The 16,946-nt window shown below is 72.3% G+C and carries 21 protein-coding genes; 3 read left to right on the top strand and 18 right to left on the bottom strand.

What is annotated here, in order from left to right; all coding sequences use genetic code 11:
- Positions 1 to 34: 34 nt before the first annotated feature.
- A complete protein-coding gene (locus ACIBJG_RS13795; RefSeq protein ID WP_399307693.1) occupies positions 35 to 1,063 on the top strand; it encodes a hydroxyacid dehydrogenase in 1,029 nt (342 codons plus the stop codon).
- 83 nt (positions 1,064 to 1,146) lie between these two features.
- On the opposite strand, the gene groL is transcribed toward ACIBJG_RS13795, so the two are convergent.
- The 4 genes from groL to ACIBJG_RS13775 all read right to left on the bottom strand — a co-directional run bounded on the left by groL (position 1,147) and on the right by ACIBJG_RS13775 (position 4,736).
- Positions 1,147 to 2,769: a chaperonin GroEL gene (gene groL / locus ACIBJG_RS13790; RefSeq protein WP_399307692.1), complete on the bottom strand. Its 1,623-nt coding sequence runs from the start codon at positions 2,767 to 2,769 to the stop codon at positions 1,147 to 1,149.
- A 104-nt stretch (positions 2,770 to 2,873) separates the two neighbouring features.
- Entirely contained in the window at positions 2,874 to 3,182 is a 309-nt protein-coding gene (gene groES / locus ACIBJG_RS13785) for a co-chaperone GroES (protein ID WP_024490209.1), read from the bottom strand.
- Positions 3,183 to 3,390: 208 nt separating this feature from the next.
- Positions 3,391 to 3,723 carry a hypothetical protein gene (locus ACIBJG_RS13780; protein ID WP_399307691.1) on the bottom strand — a complete coding sequence of 111 codons (333 nt, stop codon included), beginning with the start codon at positions 3,721 to 3,723 and terminating at the stop codon, positions 3,391 to 3,393.
- Positions 3,720 to 4,736, bottom strand: a complete 1,017-nt coding sequence (locus ACIBJG_RS13775; RefSeq protein WP_399307690.1) for a polysaccharide deacetylase family protein — start codon at positions 4,734 to 4,736, stop codon at positions 3,720 to 3,722. The genes ACIBJG_RS13780 and ACIBJG_RS13775 overlap by 4 nt, the downstream gene beginning before the upstream one ends.
- A gap of 96 nt (positions 4,737 to 4,832) precedes the next feature.
- Here ACIBJG_RS13775 and ACIBJG_RS13770 point away from each other — a divergent pair, with 96 nt between their 5' ends.
- Positions 4,833 to 6,080, top strand: a complete 1,248-nt coding sequence (locus ACIBJG_RS13770) for a methyltransferase domain-containing protein (RefSeq protein WP_399307689.1) — start codon at positions 4,833 to 4,835, stop codon at positions 6,078 to 6,080.
- Positions 6,081 to 6,092: 12 nt separating this feature from the next.
- On the opposite strand, the gene ACIBJG_RS13765 is transcribed toward ACIBJG_RS13770, so the two are convergent.
- The 9 genes from ACIBJG_RS13765 to tsaB form a co-directional block, all read right to left on the bottom strand.
- Entirely contained in the window at positions 6,093 to 6,458 is a 366-nt protein-coding gene (locus ACIBJG_RS13765; protein WP_399307688.1) for a hypothetical protein, read from the bottom strand.
- Positions 6,459 to 6,511: 53 nt separating this feature from the next.
- A complete protein-coding gene (locus tag ACIBJG_RS13760; RefSeq protein ID WP_399307687.1) occupies positions 6,512 to 7,177 on the bottom strand; it encodes a hypothetical protein in 666 nt (221 codons plus the stop codon).
- A gap of 53 nt (positions 7,178 to 7,230) precedes the next feature.
- Positions 7,231 to 7,701 (bottom strand): VOC family protein, encoded by a 471-nt coding sequence (locus tag ACIBJG_RS13755; protein ID WP_399307686.1) that lies wholly within the window; start codon positions 7,699 to 7,701, stop codon positions 7,231 to 7,233.
- Positions 7,702 to 7,764: 63 nt separating this feature from the next.
- Entirely contained in the window at positions 7,765 to 9,015 is a 1,251-nt protein-coding gene (locus ACIBJG_RS13750; protein ID WP_399307685.1) for an RNA polymerase sigma factor, read from the bottom strand.
- Between the two features lie 51 nt (positions 9,016 to 9,066).
- Positions 9,067 to 9,429: a YciI family protein gene (locus ACIBJG_RS13745; RefSeq protein WP_399307684.1), complete on the bottom strand. Its 363-nt coding sequence runs from the start codon at positions 9,427 to 9,429 to the stop codon at positions 9,067 to 9,069.
- A gap of 136 nt (positions 9,430 to 9,565) precedes the next feature.
- Positions 9,566 to 9,850, bottom strand: coding sequence for a hypothetical protein (locus tag ACIBJG_RS13740; RefSeq protein WP_399307683.1), 285 nt, complete (start codon positions 9,848 to 9,850; stop codon positions 9,566 to 9,568).
- Positions 9,847 to 10,950 (bottom strand): tRNA (adenosine(37)-N6)-threonylcarbamoyltransferase complex transferase subunit TsaD, encoded by a 1,104-nt coding sequence (tsaD, locus tag ACIBJG_RS13735; protein ID WP_399307682.1) that lies wholly within the window; start codon positions 10,948 to 10,950, stop codon positions 9,847 to 9,849. The genes ACIBJG_RS13740 and tsaD overlap by 4 nt, the downstream gene beginning before the upstream one ends.
- Positions 10,950 to 11,453 carry a ribosomal protein S18-alanine N-acetyltransferase gene (rimI, locus tag ACIBJG_RS13730; protein WP_399307681.1) on the bottom strand — a complete coding sequence of 168 codons (504 nt, stop codon included), beginning with the start codon at positions 11,451 to 11,453 and terminating at the stop codon, positions 10,950 to 10,952. Before rimI ends, tsaD begins: the two co-directional genes overlap by 1 nt.
- Positions 11,450 to 12,097: a tRNA (adenosine(37)-N6)-threonylcarbamoyltransferase complex dimerization subunit type 1 TsaB gene (gene tsaB, locus ACIBJG_RS13725; protein WP_399307955.1), complete on the bottom strand. Its 648-nt coding sequence runs from the start codon at positions 12,095 to 12,097 to the stop codon at positions 11,450 to 11,452. Before tsaB ends, rimI begins: the two co-directional genes overlap by 4 nt.
- 183 nt (positions 12,098 to 12,280) lie before the next feature.
- On the opposite strand from tsaB, the gene ACIBJG_RS13720 reads away from it, so the two are divergent.
- Positions 12,281 to 12,823 carry a hypothetical protein gene (locus tag ACIBJG_RS13720; protein WP_399307954.1) on the top strand — a complete coding sequence of 181 codons (543 nt, stop codon included), beginning with the start codon at positions 12,281 to 12,283 and terminating at the stop codon, positions 12,821 to 12,823.
- A 155-nt stretch (positions 12,824 to 12,978) separates the two neighbouring features.
- Here ACIBJG_RS13720 and ACIBJG_RS13715 read toward each other — a convergent pair whose 3' ends face one another.
- From ACIBJG_RS13715 to ACIBJG_RS13695, 5 genes are all read right to left on the bottom strand, one after another.
- On the bottom strand, positions 12,979 to 13,146 hold the full coding sequence (locus ACIBJG_RS13715) for a hypothetical protein (RefSeq protein ID WP_399307680.1): 168 nt from the start codon (positions 13,144 to 13,146) through the stop codon (positions 12,979 to 12,981).
- A 141-nt stretch (positions 13,147 to 13,287) separates the two neighbouring features.
- The gene (gene tsaE, locus ACIBJG_RS13710) at positions 13,288 to 13,848 is read right to left on the bottom strand and encodes a tRNA (adenosine(37)-N6)-threonylcarbamoyltransferase complex ATPase subunit type 1 TsaE (protein WP_399307679.1); all 561 of its coding nucleotides are present in this window, start codon (positions 13,846 to 13,848) and stop codon (positions 13,288 to 13,290) included.
- An 84-nt stretch (positions 13,849 to 13,932) separates the two neighbouring features.
- On the bottom strand, positions 13,933 to 15,153 hold the full coding sequence (locus tag ACIBJG_RS13705; RefSeq protein ID WP_399307678.1) for an alpha/beta fold hydrolase: 1,221 nt from the start codon (positions 15,151 to 15,153) through the stop codon (positions 13,933 to 13,935).
- A gap of 135 nt (positions 15,154 to 15,288) precedes the next feature.
- Complete coding sequence (alr, locus tag ACIBJG_RS13700) at positions 15,289 to 16,458, bottom strand: alanine racemase (RefSeq protein ID WP_399307677.1); 1,170 nt, start codon at positions 16,456 to 16,458, stop codon at positions 15,289 to 15,291.
- Positions 16,459 to 16,540: 82 nt separating this feature from the next.
- The gene (locus ACIBJG_RS13695; RefSeq protein WP_399307676.1) at positions 16,541 to 16,927 is read right to left on the bottom strand and encodes a DUF488 domain-containing protein; all 387 of its coding nucleotides are present in this window, start codon (positions 16,925 to 16,927) and stop codon (positions 16,541 to 16,543) included.
- Positions 16,928 to 16,946: the final 19 nt, after the last annotated feature.

The raw sequence follows: 16,946 nt of genomic DNA, 5'->3' as shown, positions 1-16,946 counted from the left end.
GTCCACGCGAGCCCCGAGGAGTACGAGTTCCACCATGCAGCACGCCACTGACAACCGGCCCCGGGCCCTGCTCGCGATGGCTCCCGGCATCGCCGGACGACTCCTCGCCGAACGCCACCACATCCGGCTGGCCGCCCTCACCCGCACGGACACCCGGCTCGTCGCCCACGACCTGGCCGACCCGTCACCCGAGGTGGCGGCCGCACTCGCCGAGGCCGAGGTGCTCTTCACCTGCTGGGGCGCGACGCCGCTCACCGAGCCGGTGCTGGCCGCCGCCCCACGGCTGCGCGCGGTGGTGCACGCGGCCGGGTCCGTGAAGCACCACATCACCGACGCCTGCTGGGAACGGGGCATCGCCGTCACCTCCGCGGCCGGCGCCAACGCGCTGCCGGTCGCCGAGTTCACCGTGGCCGCGATCCTCTTTGCGGGCAAGCAGGTCCTGCGTTCCGCCCAGCGCTACCGCGTCCTGCGCACCGGCCACGACTGGCTCGACGACCTGGACGGCACCGGCAACTACCGCCGCACGGTGGGCATCGTCGGCGCTTCCCGTATCGGCCGGCGCGTCATCGATCTGCTGCGCCCCTTCGACCTGGACGTCCTGCTGTACGACCCGTATGCCGGCGAGGAGGAGGCGGCGCGGCTGGGTGTCCGTCTCACCACGCTGGACGACCTGTGCGCGAGCAGCTCCGTCGTCTCGGTGCACGCCCCGCAACTGCCCGAGACGCACCATCTCATCGGTGCCGCCCAGCTGGCGGCGATGCCGGCGGGCGCGACGCTGATCAACACGGCGCGCGGGTCGCTGGTCGACGAGGACGCGCTGCTTCCCGAGCTGACGAGCGGCCGGCTGCACGCGGTCCTGGATGTGACGGAACCCGACCTCCCCCGGGCGGCCTCGCCGCTCTACGACCTGCCGAACGTCCTGCTGACGCCGCACATCGCCGGATCACTGGGCAACGAGTTGCACCGGATGGCGGACCACGCGCTGGACGAACTTGAACGCTTCGCGGCCGGCCGGCCGTTCGCGGACCCGGTGTACGGGGAGGGGCTGTCCCGCTCGGCGTGACCCTCCTCGGAGCCCGGACACGCAAAAGGCCCGGCACCCCTCGCGGAGTACCGGGCCTCACCGCTTGCGCGGGCAGCTACACGCTAGTGCGAGTGACCGTGGCCGTGACCGGCGTCGGCCTCTTCCTCGGCCGGCTTCTCGACGACCAGGGTCTCGGTCGTGAGCAGCAGCGACGCGATGGACGCGGCGTTCTCCAGGGCGGAGCGGGTGACCTTGACCGGGTCGATGACGCCGGCCTTCACCAGGTCGCCGTACTCGCCGGTCGCGGCGTTGAAGCCCTGACCCTTGTCGAGCTCGGAGACCTTCGAGGTGATGACGTAGCCCTCGAGGCCGGCGTTCTCCGCGATCCAGCGGAGCGGCTCGACGGCGGCGCGGCGCACGACCGCGACACCGGTGGCCTCGTCGCCGGTCTTGCCGAGGTTGCCCTCGAGGACCTTGACGGCGTGGACCAGAGCGGAGCCACCACCGGAGACGATGCCCTCCTCGACCGCGGCGCGGGTCGCGGAGATGGCGTCCTCCAGACGGTGCTTCTTCTCCTTGAGCTCCACCTCGGTGGCCGCACCGACGCGGATCACGCAGACACCGCCGGCCAGCTTCGCCAGGCGCTCCTGGAGCTTCTCGCGGTCCCAGTCGGAGTCCGTGGACTCGATCTCGGCCTTGATCTGGTTGACGCGGCCGGAGACCTCGTCGGACTTGCCGCCACCGTCGACGATGGTGGTGTCGTCCTTGGAGACGGTCACGCGGCGGGCGGTGCCCAGCACGTCCAGGCCGGCCTGGTCGAGCTTGAGGCCGACCTCCTCGGCGATGACGGTCGCACCGGTGAGGGTGGCGATGTCGCCGAGCATGGCCTTGCGGCGGTCACCGAAGCCCGGGGCCTTCACCGCGACGGCGTTGAAGGTGCCACGGATCTTGTTGACGACCAGGGTCGACAGGGCCTCGCCCTCGACGTCCTCGGCGATGATCAGCAGCGGCTTGGAGGCACCGGCCTGGATGACCTTCTCCAGGAGCGGCAGCAGCTCCTGGATCGAGCCGATCTTGCCCTGGTGGATCAGGATGTACGGGTCGTCGAGGACGGCCTCCATACGCTCCTGGTCGGTCACCATGTACGGGGACAGGTAGCCCTTGTCGAAGGCCATGCCCTCGGTGAACTCGAGGTCCAGACCGAAGGTGTTGGACTCCTCGACAGTGATGACACCGTCCTTGCCGACCTTGTCCATCGCGTCCGCGATGAGGTCGCCGACCTGGGCGTCCTGCGCGGAGAGCGCGGCCACGGCGGCGATGTCGGACTTGTCCTCGATCGGGCGGGCGGTCGCGAGGAGCTCCTCGGACACGGCCTTGACCGCGGCGTCGATGCCCTTCTTCAGGGCGGCCGGGGACGCGCCCGCGGCCACGTTGCGCAGGCCCTCGCGGACGAGCGCCTGGGCCAGGACGGTGGCGGTGGTCGTACCGTCACCGGCTACGTCGTTGGTCTTGGTCGCCACCTCCTTCACCAGCTGGGCACCGAGGTTCTCGTACGGGTCGTCGAGCTCGACCTCGCGCGCGATGGTGACACCGTCGTTGGTGATGGTGGGCGCACCGAACTTCTTGTCGATGACGACGTTGCGGCCCTTCGGACCGATCGTCACCTTCACCGTGTCGGCAAGCTTGTTGACGCCGCGCTCGAGGGCGCGACGGGCGTCCTCGTCGAACTTCAGGATCTTCGCCATGGAGCTGAACTGTCCTCTCAAAAACAAGAACTGCGCCCCTCGCCGCCCGGCTAGTTATTTCGCAGGGGGCCAGGGGCGCAGAACAGAAGCAAGCGTGGGGTGAATTACTTCTCGATGATCGCGAGCACGTCGCGAGCCGAGAGGACGAGGTACTCCTCGCCGTTGTACTTCACCTCGGTGCCGCCGTACTTGCTGTACAGCACGACATCGCCGGTCTTGACGTCGAGCGGAAGGCGCTCGCCGTTCTCGAAGCGGCCCGGGCCCACGGCCAGGACGACGCCCTCCTGGGGCTTCTCCTTGGCGGTGTCGGGAATGACCAGGCCGGAGGCCGTGGTCTGCTCGGCGTCGAGCGGCTGGACCACAATGCGGTCCTCGAGCGGCTTGATCGCAACCTTGGTGCTGGTCGACACGATCCGGTCTCCCCCTTCGGAGATCTCACGGGGTTATCAGTCTTTGGGTGGCGACCAGGTGGGCCCGTCGTCGCGGGTGCCGGACCTGCCGGTCGCACAGTACTGCTGGCACTCTCCAGTGGGGAGTGCCAGCACTGAGACTATGACCGCGATTAGCACTCGGTCAAGCGGAGTGCCAATTCAGCTCCTCGTGGCGTCGGAAGGGGCGGGGCTACGACCTCGCGCACCCCGCGGCTCCGGCCGCGGCCGTACCGTCGCGCGGCCCCGGCCGATCCGGCCACCAGTGGACCGGAGGGCGGCCCCGGGAGCCCCCGGCCGCCGCGGGGCGGCCGCAGGCGACGACGACCATCGTCCCCGGCGCCCCGTGGTCACCGCGCACTGCCGCGGGCCGCGCCTCGTGATCGCCCGGCGGCGGGTTCACCCGCCGCGCCGCCTTCCGGCCCAGCCGCTCGATCGGGTCCACCGACTGCGCGCAGCCGGCGGTGACGGTCAGGAGCGCACCGGCGGTCAGCAGCCCGGCCAGCAGCCGGTGCGCCCTTCTCATACGTAGTCCTCCAGGCGGGCCACGGCGTAACCCTTGTCCGTGATGACCTTCATGACGGACCGGATCAGGTCGGGCATGCTGCCCTTCCAGTCCTTCTTGCCCCGGAAGTGCGTGAGGATGATGTCGCCGGGATGCAGGTCCTGGTCCTCCTCGCGCCACTCCATGTGGTCGGGGAACGCCTCCGCCGCCCACAGCGGCACGGCCGTGATGCCGCAGGACTTGGCGATCCGCAGGGTGTCACCGTTGTAGTTGCCGTACGGCGGCCGGAAGAGCCGGGGGCGCTCGCCGTACTCCTTCTCGAGGATGTCCTGCTGGTCGCAGATCTCGTGCTTCTGCTCGTCGCGGGAAAGACCGGGCATGTAGCGGTGGTTCAGCGTGTGGTTGCCGAGGACGACACCGCGGACCTGGGCCTCCTTGAAGTACGCGTAGTCGTCGCGCACCAGGTAGTCGCTGAGGAAGGCGCTGTACGGGATGTTCAGGTCCGACATCATCCGCAGCAGCTCGGGGTCCTTGTCGTCCCCGTCGTCCATCGTCAGGAAGACGATCTTGTCCTTGGTGGGGACCGTGGTGAAGACCGGCGGCAGCGAGGCGTCACCGCCCTCGACCTCGAAGCCCTTGCGGGTGGTGATGTGCGGCTTCACGGCGGGCGGCGCCGGCGGGGCCAGCGGGGTGTTCGCGAGGCCCCACTTCTTGGCGGCGACGACGCGTGCGGCCTGGGCGCGGCGCGCCTTCTCGGCCTGCCCCGCGACGGAACCCGCCGCTCCCGCCGGGGGGCCGCCCGGCGCTCCCGCCTGCGCCGCGGCCGCGCGTCCGGGGTCGGCCGGGGCCCGGTCGCCGGTCTCGGCCGCGCAGCCCGAGCCGACCGCGGCCACCAGGAGAGCGGCGAGGACCGCGTAGCCCGGCCGGCGCCGCAGGTGGCCCCGCCCGCGCTTCCCGCCGCCCTGCCCGCCCGACTCCGCACCTGGTCTGCGCCGCTTCATGATGAATTCTTCCTTTTGTCGTACTGGCTGCATGGCGCCGCATCCTGCCAGCCCGGAACCGGGCATCCGGGCCGACACAGCGCCCGCCCCGCACGGTCCCCCGGCTGGCGCGCAGCCGACTGGCCCACAATGGGGCGGGTGAACGCTCTCGCCCCGACCGGCCCGTCCGACGTCCCCGGCCCCCTCGCCGACTTCCTGGCCCTGCGCACCCCCGAGGGCGCCGCACTGCTGGCCGGGCTGCGGTCGTACGACCCCGCCACGGAACTGGCCACCGCCACCCGCTTGCGCCGCACCCACCCGGCCGCCCTCGTCTCGGCGGCGCTGGGCCAGGCCCGGCTGCGGCAGCGGGCGGTGGCGAAGTTCGGCGCCGAGGACGCGCACCGGATGTTCTTCACGCCGAACGGGGTCGAGCAGGCGACCCGCACCTCGGTGGCCGGCTACCGCGCCCGGCGGTTCGCGGACGCCGGGGTGCGCAGCGTCGCCGACCTCTGCTGCGGGATCGGCGGCGACGCGATCGCCCTGGCCCGGGCCGGGATCTCCGTCCTCGCCGTGGACCGCGACCCGCTGACCGCCGAGGTGGCCCGGGCCAACGCCGCCGCGCTCGGCCTGGACGCACTGATCGAGGTGCGGTGCGCCGACGTCACGGAGATCGACACCTCGCCCTACGACGCGGTGTTCGTCGACCCGGCCCGCCGGGGCGGGCGCGGCCGGATCTTCGACCCGGAGGCGTACTCCCCGCCCCTGTCCTGGGCGACCGAGGCCGCGCTGAAGGCGCCCAGGGCCGCACTCAAGATCGCCCCGGGTGTCCCGCACGAGGCGATCGGGCCGCAGGCCGAGGCCGAGTGGATCTCGGACGGCGGCGACGTGAAGGAGGCGGTGCTCTGGTTCGGCGAGGGCTTCGAGGCGGGCTCCTTCCGCGCGACCCTGCTCCCGTCGGGCGCCACCCTGTCCGCCCCGGCCGCGCTAGCCGCCCCGCCGGTCGGCCCGGTGGGGCGCTATCTGTACGAGCCGGACGGCGCGGTGATCCGGGCGCATCTGGTCGCCTCGATCGTGGAGCGGTGCCACGGCCGGCTGTTCGACGAGATGATCGCGTACGTCACGAGCGACGAGCTGTACGACTCCCCGTACACCGCCGGCTACGAGATCACCGATCGGCTTCCCTTCAACATGAAGCGGCTGAAGGCGCTGCTGCGGGAGCGGGAGGTCGGCGTCCTGACGGTCAAGAAGCGCGGCTCGCCGGTCGAACCGGAGGAACTGCGAAGGAAGATGAAGCTCCGGGGCCCGAACGCGGCCACGGTCTTCCTGACCAGGGTCGCGGACGCGCCGACGATGCTGATCGGCCGTCCCGTGACCGGCCCGGAGGCCGGTCTCGGGTGACCGCGGCCGGCCTCAGGCGAGGTCGGTCAGGTCCTCCGCGTACACCTGCGAGAGCGGCTGCGGACCCACGTACTGCTGGCAGTTGCACTGCCCCGACTCGAAGCGTACCGGCTTCTTCTGCTCGTCCCACGCGGTCGGCACCTCGACCCGCTCGTGGCACTTGCCCTGCTTGTCGTGCTTGGCGAGGTGGTGCGTACAGCCGCAGACCGGTTCCGGCGGCCGGTTCGCCGCCTCGACCGCCAGCCGCTCCTGCTTGCCGGCCTCCAGCAGTTCCAGCTTGCGGGTGTGCCGATTGCGCATCGCCGTACGGACGTTGTCGACCACCCAGCCGAATCCGCCCGTCCAGAAGATGATCAGCACCCACCAGTACCACTCCATGAGAACGCCCTCCCCCTGAGTCGCCCGTGCATGCGACAAGGATAGGGGCGGGGTCAGCGGTGGGCGCCACCGCCTGAGGAGATCAGGGGCTGGGGGGCGGGTGCGCCGAGCACGGTCCGCAAAACCCAACGCCGGTGCCAGAAGGCCTTGGTGATGCCGATGAGGCCGATCAGCCAGGCGATGAACCCGAGGCCCATGACCAGGGCCATCAGGCCGTAGGTGTCGTCGCCCCTGACGGCGCCCGCCGGGACCGCGAAGCAGGCGTACAGCCCGCAGGCGCAGAGCGCGAAGGAGCCGAGGAGCCAGGCCAGGCTCACGCCCGGCAGCCGGTACGCCGCCTCGCTCGCCGGGTCACGGTCCAACGCCCCCCACTGCGCGAGGAGTCGGCGCAGTTCCCGGTCCCGGCGCAGGCCGATGACGACGAGGATGACGGCCGGCACCAGACAGCAGGCGCCCATGACCAGCATGATCATGCCGACCCCGGCGCTGAAGACGTCGGACGACTGCTCGAAGGTGACGAACGCGGTGCCGATCAGCGCCCAGCCGAGCGCACCGACCGCGCCCCACATCCACAGCAGTCCGAGCCGGCCGGGGCCGATGTGCGTCTTCACCAACGCGCCCAGGATGAAGGCCCGGTCGGCGAGCAGCGCCCCCCGGTCGGGCCAGGTGCGTATCTCCACGGGCGGCGGGGGCGGCGGCAGCGCCGAGCGGGCGAACATGGGCCAGACCCTACCGAGCGCGGGTCACCGTCCGACGCCGGAGTGATCACACGTCAGGCGTTGCGCAGCGCCTCGATGTCGAGGCGCTTCATACCGAGCATCGCCTTCATGGCGCGGGCCGCCTTGTCCGGGTCCGGGTCGGTCAGTGCCTCGCCGAGGCCGGGCGGGATGATCTGCCACGAGACACCGAACCTGTCCTTGAGCCAGCCGCACTGGCTCTCCTGTCCGCCGTCCGCGGTGAGCTTGTCCCACAGCTCGTCCGCCTCCTCCTGCGAGGCGCACTCGACGGAGAGGGAGACCGCCGGGCTGAAGGGGAACTCGGGTCCGCCGTTGAACGCGATGTACTCGGCGCCCTCCAGCTGGAAGCGGACCGTCATCACCGCTCCTCCCTCGCCCGGCGACGCCGCGGTCCAGCGGGTCACGTCCAGGACGCGCGAGTCGCCGCCGATGACGGAGATGTAGTGGTCCGCCGCCTCCTCGGCCTGGTTGTTGTCGAACCACAGGAACGTGGTGACCTTCTGCATGGTCTTCTCCTCACGCGGTAGTACTGGATGCCGTGCAAGGTAGACCGGTCGCGGGCCCGGAACTCATCGGCCCGCCCGGCCCAGGAGCAGGGCCCGTTCCCGTTCGTTGCGGGTGAGCTCCGCCGCCCGTACGAACTCGGCACGCGCCTCGTCCGTACGCCCCATCCGCTCCAGCAGATCCCCGCGGACGCTCGGGAGCAAGTGGTACGCCTTGAGCGCGGGGTCGGCGGCCAGCGCGTCGACCAGGACGAGACCGGCGGCCGGGCCCTCCGACATGGAGACGGCGACGGCACGGTTGAGCTCGACGACCGGGGACGGGGTCAGTGCGGCGAGCCGGTCGTACAGCGCGGTGATGGCGGCCCAGTCCGTGTCCTCGTAGTGCGCCGCCCGCGCGTGGCAGGCGGCGATGGCGCCCTGGAGGGCGTACGGCCCCAGCGCCTGCCCCGCCTCCGTAGCCGTCTCGCTCGCCCGGATGAGGGCGGCGAAGCCGCGGCGGATCAGCAGCCGGTCCCAGCGGGCCCGGTTCTGGTCGGCGAGCAGCACCACGGCACCCTCCGGCCCGGTCCTGGCGGCGGTGCGCGAGGCCTGGAGCTCCAGCAGGGCGGCCAGCCCGTGCACCTCGGGTTCGTCCGGCACCAGCCCGGCCAGCACCCGGGCCAGGCGCAGCGCGTCCTCGCAGAGCGCCGGGCGCAGCCAGTCGTCGCCGGCGGTCGCGGCGTAGCCCTCGTTGAAGACCAGGTAGATGACTTCGAGCACCGATCCGAGCCGGGCGGCGCGCTCGGGGCCGTACGGCACCTCGAAGGGGACCTGGGCCCGGCCGAGCACCCGCTTGGCCCGGACGATCCTCTGGGCGACGGCCGGCTCGGTGGTGAGGAAGGCGCGGGCGATCTCCCCGGTGGTGAGGCCGCCCAGGAGCCGCAGGGTGAGCGCGATCCGGGCGTCGGTGGAGAGCACCGGATGGCAGGAGGTGAAGATCAGCCGCAGCAGGTCGTCGTCGATGGCGTCGGGGTCCGCGTCGCCGGGATCCGGTTCGCCGGAGAGGGTGTCCAGGTCGCGGCCCATCTCGGCCAGCTTGCGGGCGTACGTCTCGCGGCGGCGTACGAGATCGATGGCGCGGTTCCTGGCCGTGGCCATGAGCCAGGCACCCGGGTTGTCCGGGACGCCCGACTCGGGCCACTGCTCCAGCGCGGCGACCAGGGCGTCCTGCGCGAGCTCCTCGGCGATGCCCACGTCCCGTACGATCCGGGCGACACCGGCGATGATCCGCGCGGACTCGATCCTGAACACCGTCTCGACCGCGCTCGCTTCCGTCACGGCCACCCATCAGAGCAGCCGTGCGGGACCCGGGCAAGCGCGGCAGGCCGGTCAGCCGGTCGCTTCGTCGATGGCCCGGAGCTCGGAGGTGACGCTCCAGCTCTCCGGGTGGCACTGCAGGAACCGCCTGGTCCACTCCAGGGCCTCCTCCTTGTCCTTGCACTGGAGGATGGCGTACCCACCGACAACCTCCTTGGTCTCGGTGAAGGGCCCGTCGGTGTAGCTGAGCTTTCCGCCGGACCAGTGGACCCGGGTGGCCTGAGCGGTCGGGGTGAGGCCGGCCGTCTCCAGCATCACGCCCGCCTTGTTGATCTCCTCGAACAGGGCGCCCATGCGCTTCTCGAAGTCGGGGTCGGGCTCGAAAGCGGCGGCGGCCTGCTCGTCGATGCGGATGAGCGACATGAAGCGCGGCATGGTGACTCCTCGGTCGGGAGGGCGGGGGCTTTCCCTGCCTCTCACCTCTGCGTCGAACGGGACACGGCCGGATCGACAGCTCCCCCGGTATTCTTCTGAGAAATCTCCGGACCGGCCACCGGGGTGGTCACGCTCGTCAGCGGTCCGCCGGCCCGAGGGACTCGAAGCGCCAGCGGTGCACCGGCCGGGTGACGATCCCCGCGTCCGGCTCGGGCAGCTCGGGCAGCTCGTCGCCGTACGCGCCGTCCCACCACGTGAGGACCAGGACGCGGTCCTGTGGGGCCCGCAGCAGTTCGCTGCGCAGCGGGGGCCGGGCCAGCTCGCCGGCGCGGGCGCGGGCCCACTCCAGGAGTTCCGCGCCCCGGCCCTCGGCGGCCCGGGCCTCCCACATCAGCGCGACGGTCCCGCCGTGCCCGCTCATGAGTACAGGTTGTCCTTGCTGATCTCGTGCACGTGATCGTGCGTGTGGGTGTGGTCCGCGCCCGGTACGTGGGTCTCGGTGACCGGCAGCGAGGAGTCGGCCGAGAGCTCCAGGTCGGAGGCGGGGCGGTTGCGGGCCACCATCTCCGCGCCCAGCGCGGCGACCATGGCCCCGTTGTCGGTGCACAGGCCGGGGCGGGGCACGCGCAGCCGGATGCCGGCCCGCTCGCACCGCTCCTGGGCGAGCGCCCGCAGCCGCGAGTTGGCCGCGACGCCGCCGCCGATCATCAGGTGGTCGACGCCCTCGTCCTTGCAGGCCCGGACGGCCTTGCGCGTGAGCACGTCCACCACGGCCTCCTGGAAGGACGCGGCCACGTCCCGTACCGGCACCTCCTCGCCGGCGGCGCGCTTCGCCTCGATCCAGCGGGCGACGGAGGTCTTCAGGCCGGAGAAGGAGAAGTCGTACGCGGGGTCGCGCGAGCCGCTGAGGCCGCGCGGGAACGCGATGGCCTTCGGGTCGCCCTCCTTGGCGAGGCGGTCGATGACCGGGCCGCCGGGGAAGCCGAGGTGCAGCACGCGGGCGATCTTGTCGAAGGCCTCGCCCGCCGCGTCGTCGATGGTCGCGCCGAGCGGCCGTACGTCGTTGGTGATGTCGGGGGCGAGCAGCAGCGAGGAGTGGCCGCCGCTGACCAGCAGCGCCATCGTCGGCTCGGGCAGCGGGCCGTGCTCCAGCTGGTCGACGCAGATGTGCGAGGCGAGGTGGTTCACGCCGTACAGCGGCTTGTTCAGCGCGTACGCGTACGCCTTGGCCGCCGAGACGCCGACGAGCAGGGCGCCGGCGAGTCCGGGGCCCGCGGTGACGGAGATGCCGTCGAGGTCGCGGCCGGTGACGCCGGCTTCCTTCAGCGCGCGCTCGATCGTGGGGACCATCGCCTCCAGGTGCGCACGGGAGGCGATCTCGGGGACGACGCCGCCGAAGCGGGCGTGTGTGTCGACGCTGGACGCGACGGCGTCGGCGAGCAGCGTCGTCCCGCGGACGATGCCGACGCCGGTCTCGTCGCAGGAGGTCTCGATGCCGAGTACGAGCGGTTCGTCAGCCATCAGTCAGTCTCGTTTTCTTGTACGTGCTCTTGTACGTGGAGGCGCATGACGAGTGCGTCGATGTTGCCCGGCTGGTAGTAGCCGCGGCGGAAGCCGATCGGTTCGAAGCCGAAGCGCTCGTACAGCTTCTGCGCCCGGGTGTTGTCGACCCGGACCTCCAGCAGCACCTCGGCGCACTCGAAGGCCGTGGCGTGCTTCAGCAGGTCGGTCAGGAGCTCGGAGCCGAGCCCGCCGCCCCAGTGGCCGCGGCTGACGCCGATCGTCTGTACGTCGGCGAGGTCACCGGCCGCCGCGAGGCCCGCGTATCCGACGATCCGGCCGGAGACCGGGTCCTCGGCGACCACGTAGCGGCGGGTGGCCTGCGGGCCGCGGGCGTGCGCCAGTTCGGACCAGAACATGCCGGCCGACCAGGCGTCGTCCGGGAACAGCTCGTGCTCCAGGTCGAGCACGGGGTCGATGTCCCACCAGCGCATCTCGCGCAGCACTGCGGTCGTGGCGGTCACTTGGGGGTGACCACCTTGTAGTTCTTCGGGACCTGCGCGTCGGGCCTGCGCAGGTAGAGCGGCTGCGGCGGCAGCAGCTCCGCCCCCGCGGCGAGGCGTGCGGCGGCGAGGGCGGCCAGCGCGCCGGCCGCGACGTGCTCGGGCCCGCGCGCGACCGGGAACGCGTCGGGGTAGAGCACCGCGCCCGCCCCGACGACTGGGAGGCCGGCGAGCTGCTCCGCGATGTCGGCGGGCCGGTCCACGGCAGGTTCACCGGTCCGGGTGAGGGCGTCCTCGTACCGCGCCCAGTAGACCTCCTTGCGGCGGGCGTCCGTCGCGACGGCGAACGGGCCCTCCACCCCGGCCTGCCCCGCGGCGTACGCGAGGGCGTCCAGGGTGCAGACCCCGTGCACGGGCACGGACAGGGCCGAGCCGAAGGTCGCGGCCGTCACCAGACCGACCCGCAGTCCGGTGTACGGGCCGGGGCCGACGCCCACGGCCACGTCCGTCACGGCGTCGAGCGTCACGCCGGCCTCGGTGAGGACCCGGTCGACGGCGGGCAGCAGCAGCTCCCCGTGCCGTCGGGCGTCGACCTGACCGGACTCGGCGACGACGCGGGTCCCGTCGTGCAGAGCGACGGTGACAGCGGGGGTGGCGGTATCCATAGCGAGCAAGAGCACGCAAACAGCCTACGGCTCCGCCGCGGGCGGTACGGCGCCCCGTACGGCGTCCCGGGACGGGGGTGCTCCGGTGCTACCGTCACCGGGTATACGCGGAGTACGTGTAAACGCTTGTACGACATACGACGGCGAAAGAGGCGCACGGTGGCTAGGGGCAGCTCGGGAATCGTGGCCGCGCTCACCGCGGCGGCCGTCGCCGCGGTCGGCTTCCTGGCCTACCAGGCATCGGCGGACGTCCCGGACAACCTCGCCGCCAAGCCGAAGGCGTCCAGCAGCGCACCGGCCACGGGCGGCCACGCCAAGCCGAAGCCGAAGCCGAAGAAGGACCCTCTGGCCGTTCCCCTGGCGTCCGGTTCCGGCATGCGCGTGGTGTACGCGCTGGGCGACCGCCGGGTGTGGCTGGTGGACGCGAAGAACAAGTCGACGCGGACCTTCAAGGTGATGCCGAGCGCGGTGCAGGCCGCTCCTGGCGTCTACCAGGTGACCTCGCGCTCCGGCAGCGTCACGGGCTCCGACGGGGTGCCGATCGAGCACGTGGTCCGGTTCGCGACGAACAACGACGTGGCCATCGGCTTCAGCGCCGCGCAGGACGGCTCGATGGAGAGCCCGGACCCGACGCTGAAGGCGGGCGGCGTACGGATGTCCCGCGAGGACGGGAACGCGGTGTGGACGTTCGCCGCGGTGGGCGTGAAGGTCAACGTCGTCTCTTAGTAACGTCGTCTCTCAGTTCTGCCGACAACTCTGCTGGTTCTGCCGACAACTCTTTCGACAGCCCTGCCGGGAACGCCGTCCCGCAGTCCTGCCGAAACGGTCGTCCCGTAGCTCCGCCGAGCCCGTCAGCCCTGCCGAGCCCCCGTCCGTGGGGCTCAGGCCCGCTTCGCGTTCGCTCCCGAGCCCTCGCGCGGCACGGGCGCCGCACCGTGCGGGCGCGGGCCGGGCGGGGTGGAGACCGCGTCGGCGGCCGCCCCGGCGGCGAGCAGGTCTCTCATCGATACCGCCCGCGGCGGCTGCACGTCACGCTCGGATGTCGGCATGGGACGCCTCCTTGAGCTCCGGTGGAAGGCACGGTTAGGCAGACCTAACCTGCTCTCGCCCTCCATGTCACCACGCCCGCACCGCCCCGCGCAACAATTTGCCGACACCATGTCGGAAACAAGCCCCGGGGGTGACGTCTCTCAGGCCCCGGCCGTGTCCCACGGGGCCCAGGACTCCACCCGCAGCCCCGCCCAGCGTGCGCCGACGCCCACGAGCGTCACCTCGCGCCGTTCGTCGTCCGTGTCGCCGACCGCGCGGTCGATCAGCACCTGGAGCCGGTCCTCGGAGAGCTCCTCGACCTTGCCGTCGCCCCATTCGACGACGACCACCGAGTCCGGCAGCGACACGTCGAGGTCCAGGTCCTCCATCTCGTCGAGCCCGCCGCCCAGGCGGTACGCGTCGACGTGGACCAGCGCCGGGCCGGCGCCGAGCGGGGGGTGGACGCGGGCGATCACGAAGGTGGGGGAGGTGACGGCGCCGCGTACGCCGAGGCCCTCGCCGAGACCGCGGGTCAGTGTCGTCTTCCCGGCGCCGAGCTCGCCGCTGAGCATCACCAGGTCGCCGGGGCGCAGCACACCGGAGATCCGGCGGCCCAGGGCCTGCATCTGTTCGGGGGACTCGACGGCCAGCGTCACGGTGACGGCGCCCGTCGGGGTGGCTCCGGCGCGCTCGGCCGCCGGGCTGTTCTGCGGTGCTTCCATGCCCGCCAACGTTAGAGGATTTCCGGTTCGGCCCCGGCCCTCACCCACGGTCCTCGGAGGCTCCGGTACGAGGAACTGCCGCCCTCACCCACGGGCCTCGGAGGACTCCGGTACGGCCCCGGCCCGCACCAGCAGGTCCGCCAGCCGGTCCGTCACCGTCTCCGGGTGCTCCAGCATCACCAGGTGTCCGGCGTCCGGGACGATCACCAGCTCCGCGTCGGGCAGCTCGTCCGCGATCGCCTCGCTGTGCGAACTGGGCGTCACCAGGTCCTTGTCGCCCGCCAGGATCAGTACCGGGACGTCCCGGAACAGCGGCAGGGCGTTGCTCTTGTCGTGCTCGGCGAAGGCGGGGTAGAACTCCGCGACGACGTCGATCGGCGTGGACTCGATGAGCCGCTCGGCGAATCGCTCGACCGCCGGGTCCACGTCCCGCGAGCCGAACGAGTACCGCTTGATCAGCCCGGCGAACAGGTCCGCGGTCGCCCGCCTCCCCCGCTCCACCAGCTCCGCCTGCGAGCCGAGCGCCTTCAGTACGCCGGGCAGCACCCGCCGCACCGCGTTCACTCCCGCCACGGGCAGCCCGAAGTTGACCTCGCCGAGCTTCCCGCTCGACGTGCCGACGAAGGCGACGGCGGCGACCCGGTCCCGCATCAGGGCCGGGTACTGGTCGGCGAACGCCATCATCGTCATGCCGCCCATCGAGTGCCCGACCAGCACCAGGGGCCCCTCGGGGGCGGCCGCGTCGATCACGGCCTTGAGGTCGCGGCCGAGCTGGTCGATGCCGACGTGCACGCCCTGTGCCTGCGCCCGGCCGCGCTCGGAGCGGCCGTGGCTGCGCTGGTCCCAGTGGACGGTGCGCACGAGGCCGCGCAGGGCCGCCCGCTGGAAGTGCCAGGAGTCCTGGCTGAGGCAGTAGCCGTGGCTGAAGACGACCGTCACCGGGGCGGGCGCCTTGCGTCCGAAGAGACGGAGCCTGCGCGGACCGGCGGCGGAGCCGGTGGGCGTGCCGTCCGTCCCCGTTCCGCTGCCCGGGTCGACCTCGTCGATCTCGTAGTACAGCTCGGTGCCGTCGTCGGCCGTGGCCCGGCCCGGCAGCCCGCGCAGCGAGCCGTACGGTCCGGTGGCGTCCAGTGCCAGCCTGGCCCGCTTGCGCATGCCGCGGCCGACCGTCAGCCGCTCGACCGCGACCCCGGCCGCCGCACCTGCGGCGATCACACCTATGGCGGCCCCGGCGATCCCCGCCCGGCGCCAGCCGGCCGCCGAAGCGGCCGTCACCACCGCGTCCCCCGCGCTGATCTCGCTCACCGTGCCGCGCTCCTCGTCGGTCGTGTCGTGTCCGTCGGGTCGGTCAGGGCCGGCCGGTCTCCCGCGATCCCTGCGATCTCGTCCGGCCGTCCCAGGACATGCTCAGATCGTGCCTGGTCAGAGGCGCCTGTTCGGTCAGGACCCGGCCGAGGGGTCCTCCGGCGTTTCGTCGTCCCGGTAGACGCGCGGCACCCGGCCGCCGATCCGGGTGACGATCTCGTACGCGATCGTGTCGGCCGCCCGCGCCCAGTCCTCGGCGCTCGGCTCGCCCCGGTCCCCCGGGCCGAACAGCACGGCGTCGCTGCCCACCGCCGGCTCGTCCCCGTGGAGGTCGACGACGAACTGGTCCATGGCGATTCGTCCCGCGATCGTCCGCCGGACGCCGCCGACGAGGACCGGGCCGCGGCCCGACGCGTGGCGCGGGATGCCGTCCGCGTACCCCACCGGCACCAGGCCGAGCGTGGTCTCCCCGGACGTCGTGTAGTGGTGCCCGTAGCTGATGCCGTGACCGGCCGGCACCCGCTTGACCAGGGCGATGGACGCGGCGAGCGTCATCACGGGCCGCAGCCCGAAGTCGGCGGGGGTGCCGAGCTCGGGGCTGGGCGAGATGCCGTACATGGCGATCCCGGTGCGTACGAGGTCGAAGTGCGACTCGGGGACCGTCAGCGTCGCCGGGGAGTTCGCGATGTGCCGCACCTCGGGCTCGACACCGGCCTTCTCCGCGTAGGCCACCATGTCGCGGAAGGTGTCGAGCTGGGCGGCGATCGAAGGGTGTCCGGGTTCGTCGGCGCAGGCGAAGTGGGACCAGAGGCCGGTGACACGGACGGTGCCCGCCTGTTCGGCGGTGCGGGCGGCGGAGACCAGTTCGGCCCAGTCGGCGGGCTGGCAGCCGTTGCGGCCGAGGCCCGTGTCGGCCTTGAGCTGGACTCGGGCGGGCCGGCCCGCCTCCGTCGCCGCCGCGGTGACCTCGCGCAGCGCCCACATGCCGCTCACCGACACGTCGATGTCGGCCTCGATCGCCTCGCGCCAGGGCCCGCCCGGCGTCCACAGCCAGCACATCACCCGGCCGCCGAGCCCGGCCGCGCGCAGGGCGAGCGCCTCGTGCGGGGTGGCGGTGCCCAGCCAGGTGGCGCCCGCTTCGAGCGCGGCGCGGGCGCAGCGCTCCGCCCCGTGCCCGTAGGCGTCGGATTTGACGACGGCCATGAGTTGCGCGCCCGCCGCCCGGGCACGCAGAACGCGCACGTTGGCGCGGAGTGCGGCGAGGTCGATCTCGGCACGGGCTCTCAAGGACGCTGTCTCGTTCATCGCGCCCAGTGTCTCACTGGCGCACGACGGGGCCCCGGGGCGTCGGCCGTGGCAGGGCGCGGCGCGCCGGTGGACGCGCACGTCAGCGGCGGTGCAACTCGTGTTCCACGTGGTCGACGAGGACCGGGACGTGGCTGTGCGGGACGTCCTTGACGGCCGTGACGAGCGTCACCGGGCCGCCCTCGCGGACCAGCGCCTTCAGCTCGTCCACGGCCGGCGTGTGCACGGGGTCGGCGAGCTCGGCCCGGTAGCGGTCCACGAAGGTGTCGTACCGGTTCTCGGAACGGTCCTCGTGGTACCAGGAGCGCAGTTCGTCCGACGGGGTGACGTCCTTGAGCCACTTGTCGATCGCGGCCCGCTCCTTGGAGACACCGCGCGGCCACAGCCGGTCGACGAGGACGCGGGTCCCGTCGCCGTCCTCCTCGGGGTCGTACACCCTGCGTACGCGCAGGTCACTGTCGGCGGTCACTGGCATTCTCCTCTCGCCG

The sequence above is a fragment of the Streptomyces sp. NPDC050422 genome (assembly GCF_044458665.1).
Lineage (GTDB): Bacteria > Actinomycetota > Actinomycetes > Streptomycetales > Streptomycetaceae > Streptomyces.
The sequence above is the reverse complement of the archived record's forward strand: the minus strand, read 5'-3'. Positions and strand labels throughout refer to the sequence as shown.